At 63.3% G+C, this 26,335-nt stretch carries 26 protein-coding genes; 15 read left to right on the top strand and 11 right to left on the bottom strand.

The features are described 5' to 3' along the window. The first annotated feature begins 20 nt into the window (after positions 1–20). A complete protein-coding gene (coaBC, locus tag NKH63_RS18400; RefSeq protein WP_352494676.1) occupies positions 21–1,484 on the top strand; it encodes a bifunctional phosphopantothenoylcysteine decarboxylase/phosphopantothenate--cysteine ligase CoaBC in 1,464 nt (487 codons plus the stop codon). An 18-nt stretch (positions 1,485–1,502) separates the two neighbouring features. Here the strand turns inward: coaBC and NKH63_RS18395 are convergent, their stop codons facing one another. The 6 genes from NKH63_RS18395 to NKH63_RS18370 all read right to left on the bottom strand — a co-directional run bounded on the left by NKH63_RS18395 (position 1,503) and on the right by NKH63_RS18370 (position 6,784). Next, positions 1,503–3,002, bottom strand: a complete 1,500-nt coding sequence (locus NKH63_RS18395; protein ID WP_502896341.1) for an MFS transporter — start codon at positions 3,000–3,002, stop codon at positions 1,503–1,505. A 373-nt stretch (positions 3,003–3,375) separates the two neighbouring features. Next, positions 3,376–3,849 carry a DUF992 domain-containing protein gene (locus NKH63_RS18390; RefSeq protein WP_352918365.1) on the bottom strand — a complete coding sequence of 158 codons (474 nt, stop codon included), beginning with the start codon at positions 3,847–3,849 and terminating at the stop codon, positions 3,376–3,378. 123 nt (positions 3,850–3,972) lie between these two features. Next, on the bottom strand, positions 3,973–4,818 hold the full coding sequence (locus NKH63_RS18385) for a tetratricopeptide repeat protein (protein ID WP_352494678.1): 846 nt from the start codon (positions 4,816–4,818) through the stop codon (positions 3,973–3,975). Between the two features lie 161 nt (positions 4,819–4,979). Further along, positions 4,980–5,252, bottom strand: coding sequence for a 30S ribosomal protein S21 (rpsU, locus tag NKH63_RS18380; protein WP_023675331.1), 273 nt, complete (start codon positions 5,250–5,252; stop codon positions 4,980–4,982). Between the two features lie 265 nt (positions 5,253–5,517). After that, a complete protein-coding gene (locus NKH63_RS18375) occupies positions 5,518–5,916 on the bottom strand; it encodes an SET domain-containing protein (protein ID WP_352918364.1) in 399 nt (132 codons plus the stop codon). 109 nt (positions 5,917–6,025) lie between these two features. Next, on the bottom strand, positions 6,026–6,784 hold the full coding sequence (locus tag NKH63_RS18370) for an SDR family oxidoreductase (protein ID WP_352791349.1): 759 nt from the start codon (positions 6,782–6,784) through the stop codon (positions 6,026–6,028). A 268-nt stretch (positions 6,785–7,052) separates the two neighbouring features. Between NKH63_RS18370 and NKH63_RS18365 the strand changes: the two genes are divergently transcribed. The 6 genes from NKH63_RS18365 to NKH63_RS18340 are packed head-to-tail and all read left to right on the top strand — an operon-like array spanning position 7,053 to position 12,872. Further along, the gene (locus NKH63_RS18365; protein ID WP_352791351.1) at positions 7,053–8,306 is read left to right on the top strand and encodes a sarcosine oxidase subunit beta; all 1,254 of its coding nucleotides are present in this window, start codon (positions 7,053–7,055) and stop codon (positions 8,304–8,306) included. After that, complete coding sequence (locus NKH63_RS18360) at positions 8,306–8,728, top strand: hypothetical protein (protein ID WP_352484640.1); 423 nt, start codon at positions 8,306–8,308, stop codon at positions 8,726–8,728. Before NKH63_RS18365 ends, NKH63_RS18360 begins: the two co-directional genes overlap by 1 nt. A gap of 8 nt (positions 8,729–8,736) precedes the next feature. Beyond that, positions 8,737–9,033, top strand: coding sequence for a sarcosine oxidase subunit delta (locus NKH63_RS18355; protein WP_023719025.1), 297 nt, complete (start codon positions 8,737–8,739; stop codon positions 9,031–9,033). Further along, positions 9,030–12,023 (top strand): sarcosine oxidase subunit alpha, encoded by a 2,994-nt coding sequence (locus NKH63_RS18350; protein WP_352494682.1) that lies wholly within the window; start codon positions 9,030–9,032, stop codon positions 12,021–12,023. Before NKH63_RS18355 ends, NKH63_RS18350 begins: the two co-directional genes overlap by 4 nt. Continuing rightward, positions 12,016–12,594 carry a sarcosine oxidase subunit gamma gene (locus tag NKH63_RS18345; RefSeq protein ID WP_023719027.1) on the top strand — a complete coding sequence of 193 codons (579 nt, stop codon included), beginning with the start codon at positions 12,016–12,018 and terminating at the stop codon, positions 12,592–12,594. Before NKH63_RS18350 ends, NKH63_RS18345 begins: the two co-directional genes overlap by 8 nt. A gap of 53 nt (positions 12,595–12,647) precedes the next feature. Beyond that, positions 12,648–12,872 (top strand): hypothetical protein, encoded by a 225-nt coding sequence (locus tag NKH63_RS18340; RefSeq protein ID WP_023719028.1) that lies wholly within the window; start codon positions 12,648–12,650, stop codon positions 12,870–12,872. Between the two features lie 100 nt (positions 12,873–12,972). Here NKH63_RS18340 and NKH63_RS18335 read toward each other — a convergent pair whose 3' ends face one another. Together NKH63_RS18335 and NKH63_RS18330 are read right to left on the bottom strand one after the other, a co-directional pair. Continuing rightward, positions 12,973–13,212, bottom strand: coding sequence for a DUF680 domain-containing protein (locus tag NKH63_RS18335; RefSeq protein WP_352918361.1), 240 nt, complete (start codon positions 13,210–13,212; stop codon positions 12,973–12,975). Between the two features lie 185 nt (positions 13,213–13,397). Beyond that, positions 13,398–14,039, bottom strand: a complete 642-nt coding sequence (locus tag NKH63_RS18330) for a TetR/AcrR family transcriptional regulator (RefSeq protein WP_352845538.1) — start codon at positions 14,037–14,039, stop codon at positions 13,398–13,400. A 193-nt stretch (positions 14,040–14,232) separates the two neighbouring features. Here NKH63_RS18330 and NKH63_RS18325 point away from each other — a divergent pair, with 193 nt between their 5' ends. Continuing rightward, positions 14,233–14,934 (top strand): hypothetical protein, encoded by a 702-nt coding sequence (locus NKH63_RS18325; protein ID WP_156948069.1) that lies wholly within the window; start codon positions 14,233–14,235, stop codon positions 14,932–14,934. Between the two features lie 27 nt (positions 14,935–14,961). Here the strand turns inward: NKH63_RS18325 and NKH63_RS18320 are convergent, their stop codons facing one another. The 3 genes from NKH63_RS18320 to NKH63_RS18310 all read right to left on the bottom strand — a co-directional run bounded on the left by NKH63_RS18320 (position 14,962) and on the right by NKH63_RS18310 (position 17,655). Continuing rightward, on the bottom strand, positions 14,962–15,456 hold the full coding sequence (locus NKH63_RS18320) for a MaoC family dehydratase (RefSeq protein ID WP_031194015.1): 495 nt from the start codon (positions 15,454–15,456) through the stop codon (positions 14,962–14,964). Positions 15,457–15,495: 39 nt separating this feature from the next. Beyond that, entirely contained in the window at positions 15,496–16,311 is an 816-nt protein-coding gene (locus NKH63_RS18315; protein ID WP_023719033.1) for an SDR family oxidoreductase, read from the bottom strand. Between the two features lie 516 nt (positions 16,312–16,827). Continuing rightward, positions 16,828–17,655, bottom strand: coding sequence for a MurR/RpiR family transcriptional regulator (locus NKH63_RS18310; protein ID WP_023719035.1), 828 nt, complete (start codon positions 17,653–17,655; stop codon positions 16,828–16,830). Positions 17,656–17,800: 145 nt separating this feature from the next. Between NKH63_RS18310 and NKH63_RS18305 the strand changes: the two genes are divergently transcribed. From NKH63_RS18305 to NKH63_RS18275, 7 genes are all read left to right on the top strand, one after another. Next, a complete protein-coding gene (locus NKH63_RS18305; RefSeq protein WP_352918359.1) occupies positions 17,801–18,625 on the top strand; it encodes an N-formylglutamate amidohydrolase in 825 nt (274 codons plus the stop codon). Positions 18,626–18,647: 22 nt separating this feature from the next. Beyond that, positions 18,648–20,216, top strand: a complete 1,569-nt coding sequence (locus tag NKH63_RS18300) for an amino acid permease (RefSeq protein ID WP_352484627.1) — start codon at positions 18,648–18,650, stop codon at positions 20,214–20,216. 84 nt (positions 20,217–20,300) lie between these two features. Further along, positions 20,301–21,671: a glutamine synthetase family protein gene (locus tag NKH63_RS18295; protein WP_352918357.1), complete on the top strand. Its 1,371-nt coding sequence runs from the start codon at positions 20,301–20,303 to the stop codon at positions 21,669–21,671. Positions 21,672–21,808: 137 nt separating this feature from the next. Beyond that, complete coding sequence (locus NKH63_RS18290) at positions 21,809–23,197, top strand: aldehyde dehydrogenase family protein (RefSeq protein WP_352918355.1); 1,389 nt, start codon at positions 21,809–21,811, stop codon at positions 23,195–23,197. 42 nt (positions 23,198–23,239) lie between these two features. After that, on the top strand, positions 23,240–23,731 hold the full coding sequence (locus NKH63_RS18285; protein WP_352918353.1) for a DUF2569 domain-containing protein: 492 nt from the start codon (positions 23,240–23,242) through the stop codon (positions 23,729–23,731). A 38-nt stretch (positions 23,732–23,769) separates the two neighbouring features. Then, the gene (locus NKH63_RS18280) at positions 23,770–24,942 is read left to right on the top strand and encodes an iron-containing alcohol dehydrogenase (protein ID WP_352918351.1); all 1,173 of its coding nucleotides are present in this window, start codon (positions 23,770–23,772) and stop codon (positions 24,940–24,942) included. A gap of 244 nt (positions 24,943–25,186) precedes the next feature. After that, a complete protein-coding gene (locus tag NKH63_RS18275) occupies positions 25,187–26,293 on the top strand; it encodes an ABC transporter substrate-binding protein (RefSeq protein ID WP_023719042.1) in 1,107 nt (368 codons plus the stop codon). Positions 26,294–26,335 lie beyond the last annotated feature (42 nt).

Raw genomic sequence — 26,335 nt, 5'->3', positions numbered from 1 at the left:
CTCGGGCAAAGTGCAATCACATGGCCAGCATCACGATCCGCAACCTTGATGACGAGGTCAAGGATATGCTGCGCCGATTGGCTGCGGAGAATGGCCGGTCAATGGAAGACCAGGCGCGGGTCATGATCCGCGCAGCGGTCGAAGGTCAACTCGGTTCGTCCGGCCGCATCGACCAGATCGAGAAAACGTTGCGCGAACTGACAAGCTTGCAGAATCCTGCAGCTCCGGTGGTCGCGGTCCCCAGCCAAGTCGCGCGAGGTGTCCTCTCCGGCAAGCGCATCCTGCTGATCATCGGCGGCGGTATCGCCGCCTACAAGGCGCTCGACCTGATCCGCCGGCTGCGCGAGCGCGGTGCTTCGGTGCGCGTGGTGATGACCGCCGCGGCGCAGGAATTCGTCACGATGCTGTCGGCCGGAGCACTGTCCGCCGATCATGTCTTCACCGAGCTGTTCGACCGGCAGGACGAGCACGACATCGGCCACATCAGGCTGTCGCGCGAGGCCGACCTTGTGGTCGTGGCGCCGGCCACCGCCGACCTGATGGCAAAGCTCGCCAACGGCCACGCCAACGACCTTGCCTCGACGGTGCTCATCGCCACCGACAAGCAGGTTTTGATGGCTCCGGCTATGAACCCGAAAATGTGGACGCACCCGGCGGTCCGGCGCAACCGCTCGATGCTGAGTAAGGACGGCGTCGCATTCGTCGGCCCGGCGAAGGGCGAGATGGCCGAAAGCAACGAGGCGGGCGAGGGCCGCATGGCCGAGCCGCTGGAGATCGTCGCCGCGATCGAGGCGCTGCTCGACAGTCGGCCAAAGCCGCTGGCGGGCAGGAAGATCATTGTCACTTCCGGGCCGACGCATGAACCGATCGACCCGGTGCGCTACATCGCCAACCGTTCGTCGGGCAAGCAGGGCCATGCCATCGCGGCGGCGCTGGCCAGGCTCGGCGCCGACGTGCGTCTCGTCTCCGGTCCGGTCGGCATTGCGGATCCGGCCGGCGTCGCCACGATGCATGTCGAAACGGCCGTCGAGATGAAGGATGCGGTCGAACAGCTGCTGCCGGCCGACGCGGCAGTGTTCGTCGCGGCTGTCGCCGACTGGCGCACTCAAAGTTCGGCCGGGGAAAAGATCAAGAAGGTGGCGGGCGAGGGGCCGCCGGCGCTGCAGATGGTGGAAAATCCCGATATTCTTGCCGGCGTCGGGCATCACAAAAAGCGGCCGATGCTGGTGGTCGGTTTCGCCGCGGAGACGCAGGACCTGGTCAGGAATGCCGAGGCCAAGCTTGCGAAAAAGGGTGCCGATCTTATCGTCGCCAATGATGTCTCGCATGAAGATGGTTCCCCGGGCGTGATGGGCGGCGACCGCAACAAGGTGCGGATCGTCTCGAAGGCCGGCGTCGAGGAATGGCCGGAGATGAGCAAGGAAGAGGTGGCGACGCGGCTCGCGGCACTGATCGCCGGCCGGCTGAAGACGGTCGTGGTTTAGCGATCTCCCCTCGGGTGTTTAGCCGATCTCACCTCTCGTGGGGGAGATTGGCAGCTTCGCCAGCCGCGCGTCGTCGCTCGCGCCCGAAATCCGCAAGGCGGCAAGGCATCCCAGGATGCCGAGCGGGATGAAGGCGAGGAACAGCCAGGCGGCGACATTTGCCGCGGCCTCGCGGTTCAGGCCTTCGGAAAAGCCGCTGGCGTTGGCGACGATGCCGGTCAGTGCCGCACCCACGGCATAGCCGATGCGCTGCATGGTCGGCACGGCGGCCGAGGCGATCGTCTGCTCGCCTTCCTTGGCCGATGCCACGATGACACGCGTGACAAACGGCCAGGCGATGCCGAAACCGCCGCCTTGCAGCAAGGCACAAAGCAGGATCAACGGGATCGAGCCCGCCGGCACCGTATAGGCGAAACCCGCGACGCCCGTGGCGATCATCAGCGCCCCGCCGACGATGATCAGCCGCTCTCGCTCCGGCGGGGCATTGGCGACGAGGATCGACAGGATCGACCAGGCGATCGATTCGGCGGCGATGATGTAGCCGGTGGTGAGGATCGGAATGTCGTGCAGGCTGGTCAGGAGCAGTGGCCCGTAGACCGCAAACGAGCAGGTCGCCACCGAAAACGCCGCGACCATGGTCATGCCCGCGCCGACCGGCGAGCGCCATGAAAACAGCCGCGACGGGAACAGCCGCGAGCGCGGCTTCAGCGCGTCGATATAGACGAACAGCGCCAGGCCGATCATGCCGAGGGTGAGCAGCAGCGACGAGCGCAGCAGGGCGATGTCGACGCCGGCGGTGGCGATCAGCACGACGCTGACGGCAAGACAGCCAAGTGCCGCAAACGGGAAGGGCGGCGCCGACCCGCCGGTCGCCTGCGGCCTTGTTGCTTTAGGTGTATCGAGCACGAGGAAGCTTGCCAGCGCCATAGCCGTGCCGCCGAGGGTGAAGACGCCGAAGGCCCAGCGCCAGGACAGCAATTCGGTCATGACCGCGCCGAGCACCGGCCCGCTGAAGGCGGCGACGCCCCAGATCGCCGACATAACGCCGAAAAGCTGCGGCCAGATCGCGCGGGCAAACAGCCGCTCGACCGAGACGAAGGCCAGCGACACCAGCGCGCCACCGCCAAGCCCTTCGATCAGGCGGCCGGAGAGGAACAGCGGCATCGACGGCGCGGTGGCGCAGACCAGCGCGCCGGCGGCATAGAGCAGGGCGGCGGCCGTCATGTTGGTGCGCAGCGCGACATAGCTCACCAGCCGTCCGGCGGCCGCACCGGCAACGATGGCGCCGAGCTCGTAGATCGCCAGCGACCAGCCGACCAGCTGCACGCCGGCGAGCTCGCCGACCATGGCCGGCATGACCGTTGCCACCATGGTTTCGTTGGTGGCGTGCAACAGGATGCCGAGGCTGATGAAGCAGAAGCGCGCCAGATCGCCGCTCGCCCACAGCGCGCGCCAATCGACCCTGTTTGTGCTTGTTTTGGTCAAGTCCACCCCCGAATTCCTGCCGAGCCAGAGCATCTTTGCCACTTCAGGCGCGATGCGCGCCTTGTTCGCGTGCGGTTTGTAAAACCTCAACCGCGGTTGAGCTCAAGCGGTTTTTTGATCGCCGTTAGCGCGGCGGATGCCAAAGATCATGCGGCGCGAGACAGTCACGAGATGTCGAGATCTTAGTCAGGCCGAAGATGTAAGCAATATTGGATCGCCGCAATCTTCGGTCACGGTAACGGCATGGATCCTAGGATCCATGCCGTGATCTTCGAGCGCTGCAACTTTGAACATCAGGGCGGCCCATCCTCTGCGGAGCGGGCCTGCCGGAACCCATGAGCTTTCGGCAGCTATTCGCAGGCCGACACCTACGCTGCCCGGCTGCTCGGGGAGCCATGCTACGCCGCTATTTGAACGAATGGATCAAGTCCAGCGAAGTGACGGCGACCGCCAGATTGACGCCGGTCTGCGCCTGGACACTGAGCGGCTGCAGCGAAAAGGCGCTGCCGAGGCCGCCGACCAGAAGATTGGCGCCGCCACCGGTGACCACGCTCGCCTCGGCATTCACGCCATAGTAGCTGCCGGCAAGGTCGCCTTCATCATGGTTGCGGGTTGCTGCCAGAACCGTCCATGCCAGTTGGCCCTGATGCGTCCGGCCGACGTCGACGCCGAGCTTGGAAATTACCCCGGTATAGACTTCGGGTGGGCCGCCACGATGCGGACGAAAGACACAGGAAACACCCTTGTTGGAGGTGACCAGATAGGCCGTGCCGCCGTCGATGGTGCAGTCGAGCACGCCGAGCTGGAGCTTGCCGGCGCTGGCGGGAGCGGCAACGACGGTCGTGGCGAGTGCGGCGGCACAGGCAAGTTGCTTGATCATGGGAGGGTCCTTTCCAAATGGCTTTGAACAACGGCTGAGCACGCCGAGCGTTCCGCCGAAAACTTGGCGCCAGCAAGGCAAGGCTAAACGCAGGGTTGTCGGAGTGCGGAAACGGAGGCCCGGTCAGCCGGCGCTGGTGCGGGCCAGACCGTCCTTGGCCGGTTGGTAGGTCGGATTGAGGTGCACTGCCTCGCGGTAGGACTTCGCGGCCCTGACCTTGTCGCCGCGCCGCTCGTAGATCAGCGCCTGGTTGGACCAGGCCTCGGCGTTCTTGCCGTCGAGCTTGATGGCCATGTTGAAGTCGGCGAAGGCATTGTCCTCGTCGTTCATGGCAAGGTAGGAGAGGCCGCGTCCGTTGTAAGGCTCGGAAGCATCCGGCGCCAGCGAAATGGCGGTCGAGAAATCCTCGATGGCAAAGGCGTGCTGGCCCTGGCTCTGGTAGATCAGGCCGCGATTGTGATAGGCGCGCGCGTCAGTCGTGTCGAGCTGGATCGCTTTCTGGAAATCGTTGAACGCCTCCTGGACCCGGCCTGCCTTGCGGTAGAGATTGCCGCGGCCGATATAGGCGGCGTCGTAGTTGGAATTGATCTGGATCGAGCGGTTGTAGTCGGCCAGCGCGCTTGCCTGATCACCGAGGAAGCGCTGGATGAGCGCCCGGTTGGAATAGGCCTGGTAGAAATTCGGATTGAGCTGGATGGCAGTGTTGAAGTCCTTCAGCGCTGCCTGGTACTGGCCGCCGCGGCCATAGGCCGAGCCGCGCACATTGTAGGCTTCCGGATCCTGCGGGTTGCGCTGGATCACCGCCGACAGCGAGGAAATGTTCTCGGTCGAGGCTTGCGCCTTGTCGATGTTGTTGAACTCGCCGGTCGGAACGCTCTGGCAGCCGGCAAGCGTCAACCCGGAGAGCAGGGCTGCCGTCAGGGCGAGGCCGCGCCACGCGGTTCTGCGCTCTACGGTGATTGCGTCCATGTCTGCCCTGTCCTTACTGCGCCGTCTGGTCCGTTCCCCCTCCGAACCGGCATCTCTCCCAACCGGTTCTCTCGAACCGGGTCGAAATCACAACAAAAAGGTGGCGGCGATTCCGCATCGCGCCACCTTGGATATCCTTGGAAAAGGAGGAAAAATTGACGTCAGAACCGCGGCGGACGCGGAGCACCGGCGCCGGCAGCACCGGCCGCGACCGGACGTGGCGTCATCGGCAGAAGGCCTTCGCGCTGGGCGCGCTTGCGGGCCAGCTTGCGGGCGCGGCGCACGGCTTCCGCCTTTTCACGGGCGCGCTTCTCGGAAGGCTTCTCGTAATGTCCGCGCATCTTCATTTCGCGGAAGATGCCTTCACGCTGCATCTTTTTCTTGAGCGCGCGAAGCGCCTGATCAACATTGTTGTCGCGGACGAGTACCTGCACGTGCAATCCTGTCTTTCGGTTTGAAATCAACAGGCAAGCGGCCATAGCCGCAAGCCTCCGCGGCGCGTTACACCACGAATTGGGGCGGCTGATAGCAGAATCAAGGGGCGCTGTCCACAGCCGATTGAGAGGCGGTGCCGATCCCGAAACGAAAAACCCGCCTCGGCGGCGGGTCTCTGGTGTGAATCATCACCATAGGCAATTTAGTAGCATAGCTGCCGGCACAAAGCAAGAACAAAATTCGCCTTGGGCCAGATAGGCGCCGCTATGCCGTGGCCACGGCCGTGGCCAGGTGGAGCTGCTCGAAACCCTCGAAGAACTCGCTGTAGTCGCAGGTTATCTCCTCGCCGGCGGCGATATCGCGGGTCGCGGTGGCCCCGCCATATTGCGAAAAATCGGTGTTTGGCTTGTCGGCATGGTTCATGAAGCGGCCATTGTCGACCTCATAGACCATGAAGCCCGGCCGGTCCGGGCTGGGATAGGCATATCTGTCGAGCAATTCCTTGAGGTGCGGCGGCGCCGTCTCGTATTTTTCCATCGGGATCAGCCGGTCGAAGTCCGGATCGAGACGCCAGATCTGCGCGCCTTTCCGGACCGGCTCGGCGGCGAACACGCCGACGCCTTCGATTGCGCTTGCAGCGATATAGGTCCTGATCAGCAACATGTTTCCAACCCGTCTTCGAGGAGAAGACGGAATCGTCAAATCGCCGAAAAAATCAAGGGCCGGTTCGCGACATTTCGGCTGGCGGGCATGCGTTGCGCCCTCCGAACCCTCACGTCCGGGTGATCGCGACGCCGCCGTCGGCGAACAGCGCCGCGCCGGTGGTGAAGCTCGATGCGTCGGACGCCAGGTAGAGCGCCGAGCGGGCGATCTCCTCAGGCTCGGCGACGCGCTTCAAGGCATGCAGGTTTTCGACGAAGGCTCGCGATTCAGGTGTCTTGAACGTCGCCGAAGGCGTGTCGGTGCCGCCCGGCAGCAGCGCGTTGACTCGAATGCCCTTGGCGCCATATTCGGCGGCCAGCACCTGCGTCAACCCGATCAGTCCGGCCTTGCTTGCGGCATAGCTGGTCATGCCCGGCATGCCGACGGTGTGGCCGACGAAGGTGGAGGTGAAGATCAGCGAGCCGCCGCCGCGATCGATCATCGCCGGCACCTGGTATTTCGCGCCGAGAAAGGCGCTGGTCAGATTGGTATCGAGCGTCTCGCGCCAGCCCTCCAGCGACAGCTCCGAAACCGGCCCCATCCTACCGACCGAGCCGGCATTGTTGAAGGCGATGTCGAGCCCGCCGAATTTCCCGACCGCCAGGTCGACGAGGGCTTTTGCGTAGGCTTCGTCGCGGACATCGCCGGCAAGAGCGACGGCGGTGCCGTCGGCGTCTTCGATTTCGGCAACCAGCGCATCGAGCTCCGCCTGGCGGCGGGCTGCGACGACCACCTTGGCGCCTTCCTCCGCAAACACCTTGGCCGTGGCGCGGCCGATGCCGGAGCTGGCGCCGGTGACGATGGCGACTTTGTCGGTAAGTGCGAACATTTTCTGCATCCTTTTCTTCGCGCCAGCCCTTGCCGGCAATCGGGATGCTTGGTCGCAGATCGAGGCGGCGCGGGCCACCCGATACCCGCGAGGTGCTTCGGATTTGGTTTGATCGCCCGTCACGTCGCATACCTCTTTTTCGTCACGGCGCAAAACGGCAAGCGCCGTCGCAAACAGTGCAAGGCTGGCAGTGCGGTTTCGCTAGTGATACAGCTCGCGCGCCGGGGTTGGCTGATCTGCCCGGCCGCCATTTGCGAGGCCTGCAACGTTGAAGAAATACTCGGTATTCGCTATCGCCCGCGAGGCCATGCGCGGCCACAAGGGCTGGGAGGAACAGTGGTCCTCGCCGGAGCCGAAGAAGGAGTATGACGTCGTCATCGTCGGCGCCGGCGGCCACGGCCTGGCCACAGCCTATTACCTCGCCACCGTGCATGGCATCACCAACGTCGCGGTATTGGAAAAAGGCTGGCTCGGCGGCGGCAATACCGGCCGCAATACCACCATCATCCGCTCGAACTATCTCTATGACGAGAGCGCCGGCATCTACGACCATGCGCTGATGCTGTGGGACGGGCTCAGCCAGGAGCTCAACTACAACGTCATGTATTCGCCGCGCGGCGTCATGATGCTCGCCCACAACATCCACGACATTCAGGTGCTGAAGCGCCACGTCCATGCTAACCGGCTGAACGGCATCGACAATGAATGGCTGACGCCGGAACAGGCCAAGGAATTCTGCCCGCCGCTCAACATTTCGCGCGATGCCCGTTATCCCGTGATGGGTGCCGCGCTGCAGCGCCGTGGCGGCACGGCGCGGCACGATGCTGTCGCCTGGGGCTATGCGCGCGGCGCCTCGGCGCGCGGCGTCCACATCATCCAGAATTGCGAGGTCACCGGCGTCAAACGGGCGCCGAACGGCGCGGTTACCGGTGTCGAGACGACGCGCGGCTTCATTGGCGCCAGGAAGGTCGGCGTGGTCGCCGCCGGCCACTCCTCGGTGATCATGAACATGGCCGGCGTGCGCATGCCGCTGGAAAGCTATCCGCTGCAGGCGCTGGTGTCGGAGCCGGTCAAGCCGGTGGTGCCTTGCGTGGTGATGTCGAACACGGTGCATGCCTATATCTCGCAATCCGACAAGGGCGAGCTGGTCATCGGCGCCGGCACCGACCAATATGTCTCCTATTCGCAGACCGGCGGGCTGCACATCCTGCAGCACACGCTCGACGCGATCTGCGAGATGTTCCCGATCTTCACCCGCATGAAGATGCTGCGCTCATGGGGCGGCATTGTCGACGTGACGCCGGACCGTTCGCCGATCCTGGCCAAGACGCCGGTGCCCGGCCTCTACGTCAATTGCGGCTGGGGCACGGGCGGCTTCAAGGCGACGCCGGGTTCGGGCCACGTCTTTGCCCATACGATCGCCAGGGACGATCCGCACCCGATCAACGCACCCTTCACCATCGAGCGCTTCCGCACCGGCCGCCTCATCGACGAGGCGGCGGCGGCGGCGGTGGCGCACTGATGATGACCGAGATGGCCGTCGCCATGCCGCTGATGCTCGCCGGCGAGCAAGGCCTGTTTCATTTTCCGTCACCGGACGAGGTGCGCACGCAGCCGATCAGTCGCGCCGGGAACGAGGCCGACTGGCCGTTTTCCATCGATGACGGCATGCTGACCTGCGTCTGGAGCGGCGGGCGAAAGATCGTCCTCTTCTTCGAGGCCCGTCCTTCCGATCTGGATCCGGACGAGCCTTTCCAGCCGCGCGGCGTCATCGTCACCACCGATCCAATCCAACTGACCATCGGCAACATGGCCAATCGCGCTCTGTTTCGCCCTGCGGCAAGCATCGAGGAGCGCATCCGGCTCGTCGCGCCTTTCGTCACGATGGGTCAGAGGCTTTGCGACCAACCTGCCGGCGCTCGCGTCGGCCACGGCGAACTGTAGGACCAACCATGCTTCTCATCCGCTGCCCCTATTGCGAGGAAGAGCGTCCCGAGCTCGAATTCCGCAACGCCGGTGAGGCGCATATTGCGCGTTCCCCAAACATCGCCGGCGAGAGCGACGACGACTTCGAAAAGTTCTTCTTCATCCGCTCCAATCCCAAGGGGATCATCTATGAGCGGTGGCGGCACATGCATGGCTGCGCGCGGTTCTTCAACGCCGTGCGCGACACCGTCAGCGACAGGTTCCTGATGACCTACAAGGCCGGCGAGCCAAAGCCGGCGAAGCTGCCGGGAGCCGCCAAATGAGCGCGACGTTCCGCATTGCCGGCGCCGGGCGGCTCAAGCAGGCAAAGATAGCTGGCTTCAGCTTCGACGGCCGCCCCTATACCGGCATCGAGGGCGACACGCTGGCCTCGGCGCTGCTTGCCAATGGCGTCCATCTCGTCGGCCGCTCGTTCAAATACCACCGGCCGCGCGGCTTCCTGTCGGCCGGCGCCGAAGAGCCGAACGCGCTGGTCGAGATCAAGCGCGACGCGGCACGCAAGACGCCGAACGTCCGCGCCACGATGCAGGAACTCTATGACGGGCTGACGGCACAGTCGCAGAACCGCTGGCCGTCGCTCGCCTTCGACATCGGTGCGGTCAGCAGCATCGCCTCGCCGATGCTTTCGGCCGGCTTCTACTACAAGACCTTCATGTGGCCGAAGGCTGCGTGGAAGAACCTCTACGAGCCTAAGATCCGGGCCGCGGCCGGTCTCGGCGTCGCCCCCGACCAGCCGGATCCCGACCATTATTCGGCGCGCTTCGCCCATTGCGAGGTGCTGGTGCTTGGCGGTGGTGCGGCGGGTATTGCCGCGGCATTGGCTGCCGCCGAAACCGGCGTGCGCGTCATCCTTGCCGACGAGCAGGCGGAATTCGGCGGCAGCCTTCGCTTCGAGAGCGGGGCGAAGATCGAAGGCCAGGACGGCTTTTCCTGGGCGCAATCCGCTCTCGCCAAGTTGAGCGCGATGGACAATGTCCGCGTACTGCCGCGCACCACGGCCTTCGGCTATTACGCGCAGAATTTCGTCGGACTGGTTGAGCGCGTCAGCGACCATCTGCAGAGCCCCGGCCGCGACCTGCCGCGCGAGCGGCAGTGGCAGGTTCGCGCCAAACGCGTGGTGTTGGCGACCGGCGCCATCGAGCGCCACATGGTGTTTGCCGACAACGACCGTCCCGGCGTCATGCTGGCGTCGGCGGCGCGCACCTATCTCAACCATTACGGCGTCGCGGTCGGCAGGAATATCGGCGTCTATACGGCGAACGATTCCGCCTATGCGGCGGCGATCGACCTGAAGAAGGCCGGCATCAACGTGGCGGCGATCGTCGATCTGCGCGACAATCCGACCGGGCCGGCGATCGACGAGGCGAGGGCGCTCGGCATCGAGATCAATTTCGGCCGCGCGGTGATCCGCGCCGGCGGCAAATTGCGCGTGTCGTCGATGACCGTGCAACCGAAGAATGGCGGCGGCGAGCGCACCATGCCAGTCGACGCAATCCTGATGTCGGCCGGCTGGACGCCGTCGGTGCATCTGTTCTCGCAATCGCGCGGCAAGGTTGCCTTCAACGACGAGACCAAGCGCTTCGTGCCCGGCATTTATGCACAGGATTGCGTCTCGGTCGGCGCCTGCAACGGCACGGACGGGCTGTCGGCGACGATCGACGAGGCCTATGCAGCGGGCGTCAAGGCGGCCAAGGAAGCCGGCAGCAAGCCAGCCAAGGGCACCAAGCCGAAAGTCGATGCCGGCGAGAGCTGGTCGCGCGGCATGCTGGGTGCGGCGCCCGGCGCCGGGGCAGAAACGACGGTAAAGGCGTTCGTCGACTTCCAGAACGACGTCACCGCCAAGGACATCCGCCAGGCGGTGCATGAGGGCATGCGCTCGATCGAGCACGTCAAGCGCTTCACCACCAACGGCATGGCGACCGACCAGGGCAAGACCTCCAACATGCACGGCCTGGCGATTGCCGCCGAGACGTTGGGCAAGCCGATCCCGCAGGTAGGGCTGACGACGTTCCGTGCGCCCTATACGCCGGTGACGTTCGGCTCGATCGTCGGGCTCGCGCGGGGTCCCCTGTTCGACCCGACCCGCAAGACGGCGATCCATCCCTGGGCCGAGCGTCAAGGCGCGATGTTCGAGGATGTCGGCCAGTGGAAGCGCGCCTGGTATTTCCCGAAGCCGGGCGAGGACATACATGCGGCCGTCGACCGCGAATGCGTCACGGTGCGCAAGACGGCCGGCCTGTTCGACGCGTCAACGCTGGGCAAGATCGAGGTGGTCGGGCCGGATGCGGCCAAATTCATGGAACTGCTCTACACCAATCCATGGGAGAAGCTCGAGCCCGGCCGCTGCCGCTACGGCATCATGCTGCGCGAGGACGGTTTCATCTATGACGATGGCGTGGTGGGAAGACTCGCTGCGGACCGTTTCCACGTGACGACGACGACCGGCGGCGCGCCGCGCGTCATGAACCATATGGAGGACTATCTCCAAACCGAGTTCCCGCATCTCAACGTCTGGCTGACCTCGATCACCGAGCAGTGGGCGGTCATTGCCGTGCAGGGGCCGAAGTCTCGCGACATCATCGCACCGCTGGTCGAGGGCATCGACATGTCGGATGAGGCGCTGCCGCATATGTCGGTGCGCGAAGGCCGGATCTGCGGCGTACCGACCAGGCTGTTTCGCATGTCGTTCAGCGGCGAGCGCGGCTTCGAGGTCAATGTGCCGGCCGATTACGGCGAGGCGGTCTGGGAAGCGCTATGGGCCGAGGGCCAGAAGCATGGCGCCTGTGCCTACGGCACCGAGTCGATGCATGTGCTGCGCGCCGAAAAGGGCTACATCATCGTCGGCCAGGATACCGACGGCACAGTGACGCCGAACGACGCCGGGCTCGACTGGGCGGTCGGCAAGAAGAAGGCCGACTTCGTCGGCATTCGCGGCATGGCGCGGCCGGATCTGGTCGCCAAGGGCCGCAAGCAGCTTGTCGGCCTGAAGACCAGGGATCCCAAGGTGGTGCTGGAGGAGGGAGCGCAGATCGTCGCGGACCCGAAGCAGGCAATCCCGATGAAGATGATCGGCCATGTCACGTCGAGCTATTGGTCGCAAAATTGCGGCCGCTCGATCGCACTGGGGCTGGTCGCCGGCGGCCGCGATCGCATGGGCGAGACGCTCTATGTACCGATGCCGAACGGGGTGATTGAGGTGGAGGTCACCGGTATGGTGTTCTTCGACGAGAAGGGGGAGCGCCTCAATGGCTAAGGCCGCTGTGAAAACCGCCGTCGCCGGGCCGTCGGTCGAACGCCGTCCGGCTGTCGCCGGCCAGTCGCTTTCCGCCACCGGCGTCACACTTGTCGTGCTGCCGCCGGCCGAACGCATATCGCTGCGCGCGCCGGACGCCTCGATCGCGGCACTTTCGAAAGCACTTGGCATCGCCCTGCCGCTAAGGCCGAAAACCTCGGCGGCAAAGGCTGGACGGACCGCCTTGTGGCTCGGGCCGGACGAATGGCTGGTCATCGATGAAAGCGGCAAAGATCCACTCGCCGATTGCGCCAAGATTTCCGCGCTGCATTCGGCGGTCGGCATCTCGCACCGCAACGTCGCCGTATCGGTCACCGGACCGGCTGCCGCGACGACGATCAATGCCGGCTGCCCGCAGGATTTGTCGCTCGACGCCTTTCCGATCGGGGCGGCATCGCGCACCATTCTCGGCAAGGTCGAAATCGTGCTGTTGCGCACGGCGGCCGACGCGTTCCGCGTCGAATGCTGGCGTTCCTTCTCCGACTATGTCTTTACTTTTCTGTCGGAGGCAGCGCGCGACGCGGCAGCATAGCAATGTTCGCCGCGCCCAGCCGTTCTGCGACAGCGAGCCGAGGGAGAATGCAAATGCCGTCGAACTCCGCGCCGAAGTTGCCGGCCAAGACGCCGGCCGTGCGCTCTTTCGAACACGAGCAGCGCACTGAGGCGGATGTCGAAGAGGAACTCGAGGAAGGCCTCGAGGATACGTTTCCGGCCAGCGATCCGGTGTCGATCACCGGAACGGCCATTCCCGGCGCGCCGGCAAGACCCGGCAAGGCGAAGAGGGTGGCGGGACAGAAGCGTAAGAAGTGATCTGCACGGCGCGATAAAGCAGGGCTGAGGCCGGCAAGATAGGCGGCCGGAAATTGCTGCCGCCCTTTCGGTTCATCGCCGCATATTATCGCCGGTCGGCTCAGAAGCTGCTAGGCACGATCCACGGGTCGATGCCGATGCCGAGCCTCGGGCCCTTGCTGCCGGCCTTGTGGGTCGCGGCATCGGCGTTTTCAAGCGATCCGGTCGGCGCGCAATCGAGCTTCACATCGGTCTTGGTGTCGATGCAGGCGGCTTCTTGCTTGGCTGGCTGACTGCTGCCGGCAAATGTCGCGCCAGAGAGCGCCAGCAGGGCGGCGAGCGTGAGAATTGCCTTCTTCATGATCTGTCTCCGGTTCCAGCATTCGTACATGTACGGTATTGCGTACAGATACGCCCAGGACTGAGGGAGTTCAAGCAAAAATCGTACGCGTACGGAGAAATTAGGCGCAGGAATTGCCGAACGCTCGGCACCGGAGCGCGGATCGTTCGGAGAAAGATTCTACAGATCGGGAGGAACGCCGCTCCTCAGCAGTTGACCGGCGGGCCGAGCGGCGCAATCTCGTGCGCGGCGATGGCTTCGAGCATGATGTCGCCGATCCGTGTGATGAACGTCGTCTGGTCGCCGAACGGGTAGAACGGGAAGGTGATCAGCAGCGAGATGGCGCCGTGGCCGACCGCCCACAGCATGGTGGCGATGGCGCGCGGATCGCCCTTGAGCCTGCCGGCGGCGACGCAGGCCTCGACCCTCTCGATCAGCACTTTCATCGCCGGGTTGCCGCTCTGCATTTCGGCGAACGTCTTGCCGGCCGGCGGCCTGACTTTTTCGGTCATGAAGACGGTGCGGTATTCGTTGGGATTCTCGAGCCCGAAGGCGGCATATTCGACCAGCACCGCCTTGAGTGCCTCGATCGGGTCGTCGGCCGTATGATTTGCGATGCGCCTGGCCAGGGTCTCGAAGGCGTTTTCGGCCAACGCGAACAGGATGTCCTGCTTGTCGGCGAAATAGGAATAGACCGACATCGGCGCATAGCCGACGCGCTTGGCGAGCTTGCGGATGGTGAGGCCGTCATAGCCTTCTTCCTGGACAAGCTTGTGCGCGGCGTCGACAAGTTCGGAACGCAGTTCGGCCTTTTGTTTTTCGCGGCGCTCCTGGACGCTTAGCTGCAATTGTTCGACTGCCTTTAATAACTGATGGCTGGATGCAGCATATATACGCTGTACGACGTCGGGCAAGGGTGGCACGAAGCAGAAGCTTGACGTCACAAAACGATGTAACCCGGCAATAAAGCCGGCAACATCGGACTGTTACAGACAAACGCTAATTCGCGGCTCTGCAAGAATTGTGATCTGGGAGGCCAACATGGCCCTGACTGAGCTTTCGTCCGGCGTGCCGGACGTGAACCCGCTTTCCCATCGCGCCAGGATGGCGCTCAGGCGCGTCGTCATGGTCGCATGGCTGGCGATCGCGCTCGGCTTCGCCATGGAGGCTCTCATTCTGACCGTCAGATTTGCGGCAGGTTCCTACCCGGCGACGACGCTGATCCTGATCGAACTGGCGCAAGGCGTGACCTGGTCGTTCTTCGTCTGCGCCGGCGTCAGCCTCGGCACGGCGCTCGCCAAAGTGCGAGCCTCGCTCGGCGGCCTGATCGCCGCGATCTCGGCACCGCTGGCCATGGGCATCGCCAAGGGGACGCAAAAGGTCATGGTCAGCGCGCTCGACGCGGCGGCAAAGCCGGCCATCCTGTCGCTCACGACGCTGGGCGTCCTGCGGGCGATCGAATACGGGCTGCTCGGCTGGATACTGGCGTCGCTGGCATCGAAGGAAGAACCCCGACCGCTTCATTTCGCGCTGGCAGGCGCCCTGATAGGCGCGGTATTCGGTGGCGGCATCACGGTGCTGACGATTGAGACGGCCGCGGCGAACGACGCTGCTCTGGCACTGCCACAGGCTATCGCAACCGGCCTCAACGAGATCGTGTTCCCAATCGGTTGCTCATTGGTCGTCTACATTGCGCTGCAGGTGAGCCGCCACATGAAGTACGTCGCGGCCGAAGCCAAATAGATTTAGGTTCCCAGGCCCGGATGCCAGTCAAACCGCTTCCGGCTGGCGTTCGATCAGCGTCAGCGTCAGCCAGCGCGCGGTCAGCGCCGGTTTTTTCGAGCCCTCGATCTCGATCGTCACGTCGTGCGCAGTCTGCACCCAGCCCGACGGCCTGACCTTGACATCGGCCAGCACGAAGCGGGTGCGGATGCGCGAGCCGGTTTTCACCGGCGCCAGGAAGCGCAGCGAATCGAAGCCGTGATTGACGCCCATCTTGCTGTTTTCCAGCGGCGGCATGGTTTCGAAGGTCATTGCCGACAACAGCGAAAGCGACAGGAAGCCGTGCGCGATGGTGCCGCCGAACGGCGTCTCGCGCCTGGCGCGCTCCGGATCGCAATGGATGAACTGATGGTCGTCGGTGGCATCGGCGAACTGGTCGATCATGCGCTGCGTGACCACCCGCCATGGCGACACGCCGACTTCCTTGCCGACGTTGGCCAGAAGCACATCGAGACTGATCGGTTCCACGCTGATGTCCTCCATCTTCACCCCCGGCATTTCACTCGCCGGATGGCGTGCGTCTCATTCCTTGAACAATGTCAGCCCGTGTTGCACCGACTGCCCGCCATCGATCGGCAGGATGGCGCCGGTGACATAGCTGCCGGCACGGCTGCACAAATAGAGCGTTGCGCCGGCAATGTCATCCGGCGCGCCGATGCGGCCGATCGGAACGTGGTTGCCGACATGTCTTGCCTGGTCTTCGGTGCCGGTGGCGAAGGCCGTCATCCGGCTCTGGAAAGGGCCGGGCGCAAAGGCGTTGACGGTGATGCGTCGGGCGGCCAACTCGATCGCCAGGATGCGTGTCAGGTGGTGAACCGCAGCCTTCGAGGCCGAGTAGGAGTAAGCGTCTTCGGCCAAAGGCTGCGTGCCCATCACCGATCCGAGATTGATCACCCGGGCCGGGTCGGCCTCGCTGGCAGCAGCCTCGAGCAGAGGCAGCAATTCGCGCGTCACATAGAAGACCGCAGTGACGTTGACGCCGAACACCTTGGCCCAGGCATGATAGGGAAAGCTTTCCAGCGGCGCGCCCCAGGAGATGCCGGCATTGTTGACCAGGATATGCAGCCGTTCGGTCCGCGCCCTGACCTCGGCGACAAGCGCTGCAATGCCGGCCTCGCTGGAGACGTCGCCGGCGAAACCCTCGGCCCGGCCGGATGCCCCAAGCCCGTTCAGCTCGTCCGCTACCTTGGCGCAATCCTCGCCCTTGCGCGAGGCAATCATCACCGAGGCGCCGGCCCTGACCAGAGCGGTCGCCGCCATGCGGCCGATGCCGGTGGCGGCGCCGGTGACCAGCGCCGTCTTGCCGGCGACTGAGAACAGCTCGTCCAGATAGCTCATCGAATTCCTCCGCGCAGTTCACCGCTGTTTGATGGTGGGTCAATGAGCGGCTTCGCGTCGCCAAGGCTAGCCGAACTTCGATCACCCTTGCCACGGGTAAAGTAGCTGGAGTGGGGCGATGGCACGCCTTGCGGCTGAAATGGTTAAGCCCCAGCAGCAAGGTGGTCATTCGGCCGTGACATGGGTCGGATGAATGATGCAGCCGTCCCCCTAAGCGAGCACCTTGGCCAGCGGTTCATTTCGCGCGTGAAGCAACTCGTCATTACTCCTCCGCCCAAGCCGCAGGCAGATCTTGAGGACTTGGGACGGTAGCCGAGCGATAGGCAGGACTGACGTTCGTGATCGTGGGGGAGCTATGCCTTCCCGAGGGAGCTGTGGGTAAGAAACAACGCATCGTCCTGTTGGCAGCGGTCTTTGCGTCTGTCTTTGGCGTCTTTTTGCTGATCCTGATCCTGCAGATGGTCAGCCTTTTGGTTGACTAGACCCCAACGAAGACCGTTCGCCCGAAGGGCCGCTCTACCGTAGGCTTTCCAACTCGCGGATGCGTTTGGTGCCGTCGGCCTCGAGCTGCCTTGTGACGGCGCCGATCAGCGTTTCGACGACGACGAAAAGTGCGGCGGATGAGTCCCAGGCCGAAGGCACGGCGGTGCGCCCGGCGATGACGTGGCGGGCGAAGCGGGCGATCGGCGACAGCCACTGGTCGGTAAACAGCACGATCTGCACGCCACGCTGGTTGGCCGTCTCGGCGAAGCGGACAAGGCTGTCCTGGTAGCGCCTGATGTCGAAGATCACCAGCACGTCGCGTTTACCCATGTCGATCAGCCGGTCGCGCCAGACGCTTTCCTGCCCGCCGAGGTGAAAAACGTTGGGCTGGATGATGGCGAGGTGGGCGGCCATGTAGCGCGCCAGCGGGTCGGTGAAGCGGCCACCGATCAGGAATGTCTTGCCGCGCCGGTCGGCCAGCTTGGCGACGATGTCGGCAAGCTGCTTATCCGAAAGGTGCCGGAAGGTCTCGCGCATATTGTCGAGCGTCGCTTCCAGCATCGGCGACACGGCGCTGCTGCCCGGCGATGGCGGATTGAGCGTGCGCGAGGCCGGCGACTGCAATTGCGCCGCCAGTTCGTCTTGCAGCGCCGACTGGAATTCCGGATAGTTCTGGAAGCCGAGCCGGGCGACGAAACGCAGGATCGTCGGCGACGATACGCCGGCGGCAGCCGAGAATTCGGCGACCGTCTTCAGCCCGATCAGCGGATAGCTGGCGATCAGCGTTTGCGCTGCGCGCCGCTCGCCGGCCGGCATGGTGCCGATGCGGTCGGAGATCAGTTCGGCAATGCTGGAAACCATGTTTTTCCCCACCCTGGCCGGGCCGTTACCGCATTATCGAAATCGCGTTTGACAAAGCCGGCCAAACTGTATGAAATCATCCGTAGGGACGCAATGAGGCAAAATACGTAACATACGGTACAGCGCTCCCCGGGGACGGCAGACAATGGAGACAGCACGGCCGGCCAGCCTTGCATCGCCTGAAACCGTAAGGGTGACGAACCCCGGCGGATTGAGCCCTTTCGTGCTAACCTGCGACCACGCCTCCAATTTCCTGCCGCCGGAATTCGGAACGCTCGGACTTGCCGCCGAGGAGCTTTCCCGCCACATCGCCTGGGATCCCGGCGCCTTGCCGGTGGCGCGCCGCATGGCCGAGGCACTCGATGCGACGCTGGTCGAGACCTGCATTTCGCGGCTCGTCATCGACTGCAACCGCCCGCTCGATGCACCGGACCTGATAGTGACGGTCAGCGCCAGCGAAAAAACCGTGGTCCCGGCCAATCAGGGGCTTTCGGCCGATCAGCGGGAGGCGCGCATCGCGCTCGCTTGGCGGCCGTTCCACGACCGGATCGCGACGATCATCGACGAGCGCCTGGCGGCCGGACGGGAGACGCGGCTGGTCTCGGTCCATTCTTTCACCCCGGTCTACAAGGGCAGCAGCCGGCCCTGGCATATCGGCGTTATCCACGACGAGGACCGCTGGCTGGCGGCGCCGCTGATCGCGGCGCTGCAGCGGGTCGCCGGCGTCACCGTCGGCGTCAACGAACCCTATTCGCCGGCCGACCGCGTCTATTTCACGCTGGAACGCCATGCCCGCTCGCGCGGGCTGCCCTGCGCAATGATCGAAATCCGCAACGACGAGATCTCCGGCGCAGCCGGGCAGCGGAAATGGGCGGATCTGCTCACGGGTATTTTTCTCAATCTGGAGCCCGAAGCGGCCAAGGCCTCCAGACCAAGCGCAGTCGGAAAGTCAGTTCAATCGGCCAGCTAAGAAACAAAAAGGGGACTTCAAAATGGTAGCACCGGGTTACAGCGAAGGTGACAAGAAGGAGGACCTGAAAGTTCTCCACGGAATGGGCTATGCTCAGGAACTGTCGCGAAGCATGAGCCGCTTCTCGAATTTCGCGATCTCGTTCTCGATCATCTGCATCCTCTCAGGCGGCATCAATTCCTTCGCGCAGGCGACATCGTCCATCGGTGGCGCCGGCGCTGGTATCGGCTGGATCGTCGGGTGCATGGTTTCGGGATTTTTCGCGCTCGCCATGGCCCAGATCGCCTCGGCATTTCCGACCGCCGGCGGCCTCTATCACTGGGCATCCATTCTGGGGAACCGTTTCACTGGCTGGCTTACCGCATGGCTCAATTTGCTCGGCCTGATCACCGTGCTCGGCGCGATCAACATCGGAACGTCTTTGTTTTTCTACGGGACCTTCGGCGCAGGGCTTACCACCGACGGTGTTGCGTCTCCGGCTCAAGTCGTTGGTTTTGTTGCCATTATCACGGTCCTTCAGGCGCTGTTCAACCATTTCGGCATCAAGCTGACCGCCATGCTGACGGATGCGTCCGGCTTCCTGATTCTCGGAGCGACGGCGGTGCTGATCGTCGCCTGCCTGGTGTTTGCTCCAGCGATCGACATCACCCGGTTGTGGACGTTCACGAACTATTCGGGCGATGCGGGCGGCGGTGTTTTCCCGCAGTCCGATTCCATGACGTATCTCTTCCTGCTCTGCCTGCTGCTGCCGGTTTACACCATTACTGGCTATGATGCGTCGGCGCATACCTCGGAAGAAACGTTGAGGGCGGCGCACTCGGTTCCGCGGGCAATCGTTTCATCCGTGCTCTGGTCGTCGCTGATCGGCTGGGTGATGCTGTGCGCGATCGTGCTGGCAATTCCGGATATGGCGGCAGGCGCCAAGCAAGGGTGGGCCGTGTTCTTCGAAACCATGAACGCGATCTTGCCAGGATGGTTAAAGACACTGCTCTATCTGGCCATCCTGATCTCGCAGTTCCTCTGCGGCCTCGCTACGGTGACCTCGGCCTCGCGCATGCTGTTTGCCTTCTCTCGCGACGGCGGCATGCCGGTCGGTTCGGCCGGGCTCGCCAAAGTCAGCCCAACCTGGCGCACGCCGGTCAATGCCATCTGGACAGCTGCGATCCTCGAGATCATCTATGTCTTTCTTGCCCAGTTCATTTCGATCGGCGGCACCAACATCTACACCATCGTCGTCAATTCGACGCTGGTGTTCCTGTTCCTGTCCTTCACCATTCCGATCGCGCTCGGCATGATGGCTTTCGGAACGGCGAAATGGCCGAATCCCGGCCCATGGAATCTCGGTGCCGGCCTGTTCAAGCTGTTTTGCATCCTGTCGGTCATCGGCATGGCGATCATCTTCTACATCGCCATCCAGCCGCCGAACGACAAAGTGCTCTATATCACCCTGGGCTTCATTGTACTGACTGCGGTGCTTTGGTTCGGTTTCGAGAACCGCCGCTTCCAGGGTCCGCCCATCGGCGACCAGATCGCGAAGCGCCAGGCGGCGATCAAGGCAGCCGAGATAGCTGTCGGCGAAGCCGGCGCCTGACGCTCTCTCATGACCATGGCCGGCATCGCGCCGGCCATGGTTTCATTCCCTTTTCAAAACGACAAGCGCTGGAGTGCCGTAAGAATGGCTGGAAATTTCTCGTTCGATCAGTTGAAGCAAGCGGTCTCCAGCGGCGAGGTCGACACGGTGCTGGCCTGCATCGTCGACATGCAGGGGCGGCTCGCGGGAAAGCGGTTCCTGGCCCGGTATTTCGTCGATTCCGCGCATGACGAGACGCATGGCTGCAACTACCTGCTGGCCGCCGACATCGATATGGAACCGGTGCCCGGCTACAAGGCGGCGAGCTGGTCGAAGGGCTATGGCGATTTCGTCATGAAGCCGGACCTTGCGACGCTGCGGCGCGTCGCGTGGCTGGAGAAGACGGCGCTGGTGATCTGCGACGTGCTCGACCACCATACCCATGATGACCTGGCGCATTCGCCGCGCGCCATGCTGAAGAAGCAGGTCAAGCGGCTGCAGGAACGCGGCTATATCGGCTATTTCGCGTCCGAGCTCGAATTCTATCTGTTCAGCGAAACCTACGATTCCGCCCGCAAGAAGCACTGGCAGGGCCTCGAGACCGCATCGCCCTATATTGGCGACTACCAGATCGGCATCACCACCAAGGAAGAAGGTGTCATGCGCCGGCTGCGCAACGAAATGGAGGCGGCCGGCATTCCGATCGAGAATTCCAAGGGCGAATGGGGTCCCGGCCAGGAAGAGATCAATGTCCGCTATGCCGAGGCGCTCGACATGGCCGACCGCCACGTCATCCTGAAGAACGGCGCCAAGGAAATCGCCGAGTCCGAAGGCAAGGCGATCTCGTTCATGGCCAAGTACAATTACGGGCTCGCCGGCAATTCCAGCCACATCCATAATTCGCTGTGGAGCGCCGACGGCAAGACGCCGTTGTTCTACGACAAAAATGCCGAGTGGACGCTGTCGACGCTCGGCCAGCAATGGGCGGCGGGCCAGCTCAAATATGCCAAGGAATTCACCTGGTTCCTGGCGCCCTACATCAACTCCTACAAGCGCTTCCAGGCCGGCACGTTTGCGCCGACCAAGATCATGTGGAGCGAGGACAACCGCACCGCCGGTTTCCGTCTTTGCGGCGAGGGCACCAAGGGCATCCGCATGGAATGCCGCATCGGCGGTGCCGATTTGAACCCCTATCTGGCTTTCGCCGCGCTGATCGCGGCCGGGCTTGCCGGCATCGATGAAAAGCTTGAACTGCAGAAGCCCTTCGTCGGCGACGCCTACCAGGCCTCGCAGTTGCCTGAAATTCCAAAGACATTGCGCGACGCTACCGCGACGCTGGTGGAATCGAAGATGCTGAGGCAGGCACTCGGCGACGATGTGCTGGAACATTACGTCCACACGGCACACTGGGAACAGTTCGAATACGACCGCCGGATTACCGACTGGGAACTGCACAGGGGGTTCGAGCGGTATTAAATGACCTGGCAACGTCGGCGCCGCCCGCCCCTCACCTTTACCCGCTCCCTGTGAAGAACGGGGCCAACGCCGGTGTTTCGTCCCTTCTAGAGCGGCGTCACCAACGAGAATTATTGTAGAATGTGAGGACCCAAGGCATGACCGAAACGGTCAAGATAAAATCCCCCATCGACGGTTCGATCTATGCCGAACGGCCTCTGGCCACGGACCAGGCGATCGGTGCCGCGGTCGAACGTGCCAAGGCGGCGCAGGAGAAGTGGGCGCAGACGCCGGTCGTCGAGCGCGGCAAGTACATGCTTGCCATGCTGGAAGCGCTGGTCGCCATGAGCGACGAGATCGTGCCGGAGATCGCCTGGCAGATGGGCCGGCCGGTGCGTTATGGCGGTGAGTTCGGCGGCGTCAAGGAACGCGTCAGCTACATGGTCGAGATCGCCGAGGCGGCACTGAAGCCGGTCATGGCTTCCAACCCGAAGCACGGCTTTCGCCGCTATGTGAAGAAGGTGCCGCTCGGCGTGGTCATGGTGATCGCGCCGTGGAACTATCCCTATCTCACTGCCGTCAACACGATCGTGCCCGCGCTGATGGCCGGCAGCGCCGTCATCCTCAAGCACGCGGCACAGACATTGTTGGTCGGCGAACGGTTTCAGCAGGCGTTCGACAGAGCCGGCCTGCCCAAGGGCCTGTTCCAGAACCTCGTTCTGAACCATGCGCAGACCGAAAGGCTGCTCGGCTCCGGCAAGATCGACCATGTCAACTTTACCGGCTCGGTCGCCGGCGGCCGCGCCATCGAAAAGGCGGCGGCGGGCACCTTCATGACGCTCGGCCTCGAGCTTGGCGGCAAGGATCCGGCCTATGTGCTGCCGGATGCCAAGATGGACCATGCCGTTGCCAATCTGGTCGACGGCGCCTTCTTCAATTCCGGCCAGTGCTGCTGCGGCATCGAGCGCGTCTATGTCCACGAGAAGGTCTACGACGAATTCGTCGAAGGCTTCATCGCCGAGACCAGGAACTACGTCGTCGGCAATCCACTCGAGCAGGCGACCACTATGGGGCCGATGGCGCAGGCGCGCTTCGCCGACCTGATCCGCGAGCAAAAGGCGGAGGCGCTACGCAAGGGCGCCAAGGCGCACATCGACATGAAGGTGGCTAACGACAGGCAAGGCTCGCCCTATCTGGCGCCGGAAGTGCTTACCCAGGTCGACCACCAGATGAGCGTGATGCGCGAGGAAAGCTTTGGCCCGATCGTCGGTATCATGAAGGTGCGCCACGACGAGGAGGCGATCGCGCTGATGAACGACAGCCCCTATGGGCTGACGGCCTCGATCTGGACGCGCGACACGGACCATGCGGCGGCGATCGGCGATCGCGTCGAGACCGGCACCGTGTTCATGAACCGCTGCGACTATCTCGATCCGGCGCTGGTCTGGACCGGCGTCAAGGACACCGGCAAGGGCGCGGCACTGTCGGCCATCGGCTACGACAATCTGACCAGGCCGAAATCATACCATCTGCGCGAGGTGATCTAAGGTGGCGATCGGCAAGCCAACGATCGCTGTTGAGAGGGAGTAATGGCGGATACGCAACAATCGGCGCTGCCGGATCGTGAAGGTCCCGAGGGTATCGGCGGTTGGCTTGTCCTGCCGATGCTCGGGTTGATGCTCACCCCGATACTAGGGTTGGTACAATTGCACAATACCGACTATCTCGGCATGTTACAGAACTGGCAGGCCTTCAGTTTGTCCCAAGGTGTGCTGATTGTTGCCGAATTGGTGATATCCGGCATACTAAACCTTACGGCCCCGGCCCTATTATTGTTCTTCATGTTCAAGCGCTGGCAGATATTCCCCGGCTGGTACATGATTTGGGCATTCGCGATGCCGATATATTCCGTTGTCGATTCATGGGCCGGGTATCTGGCTTTTCCCGACAGCTTTCCATCGCTGGACGATGCGTTCGATAAAGAAACGATGCGCGGCATTTACCGTTCGGTCTGGGCCGCAGCCATCTGGATTCCGTACATGATGCGGTCAGACCGTGTGGCCAATACCTTTGTGAATTAACAACAGCCGAGAGCATGAAAGCAGTCAAGAAGGTCGAAATGACAAAACTCGTTTCCAAATGGAATTACCCGACGACCGTCCGCTTCGGCGCCGGACGCATCAAGGAACTGCCGGAGGTGCTGGCGGCGACCGGCATCAAGCGGCCGCTGTTCGTCACCGACCCGGGACTGGCCAAGCTGCCGGTGGTGGCCTCGACGCTGAAGATCCTCGACGACGCCAAGGTGCCGTATGGCGTGTTTTCCGAGGTCAAGCCGAACCCGGTCGATTCCAACCTGACCGCCGGCATCGCCGTGTTCAAGAAGGGCAAGCATGACGGCGTCATCGCCTTTGGCGGCGGCTCGGCACTCGACCTCGGCAAGCTGATCGCCTTCCAGGCCGGGCAGACGCGGCCGGTCTGGGATTTCGAGGATGTCGGCGACTGGTGGACGCGCGCCGATGCCGATGCGATCGCGCCGATCATCGCGGTGCCGACCACGGCCGGCACCGGCTCGGAGGTCGGCCGCGCCGGCGTCATCACCAATGAAGCGACCCACACAAAGAAGGTCATCTTCCATCCGAAACTTTTGCCTGCGATCGTCATTGCCGATCCGGAACTGTCGGTCGGCATGCCCGGTTTCATCACCGCCGGCACCGGTATGGATGCGCTCGCCCACTGCCTCGAAGCCTATTGCGCGCCGGGCTATCACCCGATGGCCGACGGCATCGCCGTGGAAGGCATCAGGCTGGTCTTCGAAAACCTGCCGAAAGCCTATGCCAACGGCAAGGATCTGGTCGCCCGCGCCAATATGATGAGCGCCGGTGCGATGGGCGCGGCCGCCTTCCAAAAGGGCCTTGGCGCCATTCATTCGCTGTCGCATCCGATCGGCGCGCTCTACGACACCCACCACGGCATGACCAACGCAGTGTTCATGCCCTATGTGCTGGCCTTCAATCGCGAGGCGATCGAGCCGCGCATCGCCCGGCTCGCCGCCTATTGCGGCATCAAGGGCGGTTTCGACGGCTTTGCCAAGGCGATCGTCAAGCTGCGCAAGGAGCTCAAGGTGCCGCACGCGCTGCCCGGCCTGATCAAGGGGCTCGACATGGACAAGAAGCGCAAGGGCCTGATCGCCGACATGGCGGTGGTCGATCCGACCGCCGGCGGCAACCCGGTCAAGCTGACCAAGAAGGCGGCGCTGACGCTGCTGGAAAACGCCATCGCCGGCGCCGTCTGAGGCAACTTCAGCATTGCAAATCCATTTGGGAAAAAAGAGGCGAAGAAAGGGGGAAAGGATGAAAGGCAAGGCCGAAACTAGTTAGCCGGAAAAATAACGGCGTAGCGATTGCTACAGCCGGTTAAAAAGAGTTTACTTTTTCGTACTGCAGGGCATCGCTTTCACAAAGCTTTCATCTGGCTGTCACACGAAAACGATACCGCATCGCAGGCGTCCAACGGCGTCAGTTCAACGGAGAGAACACATGTTCAAATTCACGGGAAAACTGCTTTCCCTTTCGGCCGTCGCCCTGATGGCGACCTCTGCCATCTCGTCGGCCCAGTCCATGGATGAACTGGTCGCCGCAGCCAAGGCGGAAGGCCAGCTCACCACGATCGCGCTGCCGCACAGCTGGTGCGGCTATGGCGACGTCATCGCCGGCTTCAAGGCAAAATATCCGGGGATCACCGTCAACGAACTCAATCCCGATGCCGGCTCCGGCGACGAGATCGAGGCGATCAAGGCCAACAAGGACAATAAAGGCCCGCAGGCGCCTGATGTCATCGACGTCGGCCTGTCTTTCGGCCCGTCCGCCAAGGCAGATAACCTGATCCAACCCTACAAGGTGTCGACCTGGGATACGATCCCTGACAGCGCCAAGGATGCCGATGGCTTCTGGACCGGCGACTACTACGGCGTGCTCGCCTTCGGCGTGAACAAAGCCGTCGTGCAGAACGCGCCACAGGACTGGGCTGACCTGCAGAAGCCGGAATATGCCAACTCGGTGGCGCTCGCCGGTGACCCGCGCACGTCGAACAACGCCGTCATGTCGGTCTACGCTTCGGGCCTCGCGGCTGGCGGTACCGGCGGCCAGGACGCCGCCGCCAAGGGTCTGCAATTCTTCAAGCAGCTCAACGATGCCGGCAACTTCGTGCCGGTCGACGCTGAAGCGGCAGCTGTCGCCCAGGGCACGACGCCGATCGTGATGAACTGGGACTACAACCTGCTTGCCATGCGCGACAAGATGGCCGGCAATCCGGAAATCGAAATCGTCGTGCCAAAGGGAGCGGTGGTCGCAGGCGTCTACGTTCAGGCGATCAGTGCCTATGCGCCGCACCCGAATGCCGCCAAGTTGTGGATGGAGTATCTCTATTCGGACGAAGGCCAGCTCGGTTGGCTGAAGGGCTACTGCCACCCGATCCGCTTCAACGATCTCGCCAAGAAGGGCGTGATCCCGAAGGAGATGCTGGACAAGCTGCCGGCCGCCGAGAACTATGAAAAAGCGGTCTTCCCTACTTTGGAGGAACAGAACGCTGCCAAGAAGGAAATCAGCACGAACTGGGATGCCATCGTTGGCGCCGTCGTGAAGTAATTCATAGGGCGCTGGGCGGTTCGCCGCCCGGCGCCCTATGCC

The organism is Mesorhizobium sp. M0960 (genome assembly GCF_040319055.1).
Classification (GTDB): Bacteria; Pseudomonadota; Alphaproteobacteria; order Rhizobiales; family Rhizobiaceae; genus Mesorhizobium.
The sequence above is the reverse complement of the archived record's forward strand: the minus strand, read 5'-3'. Positions and strand labels throughout refer to the sequence as shown.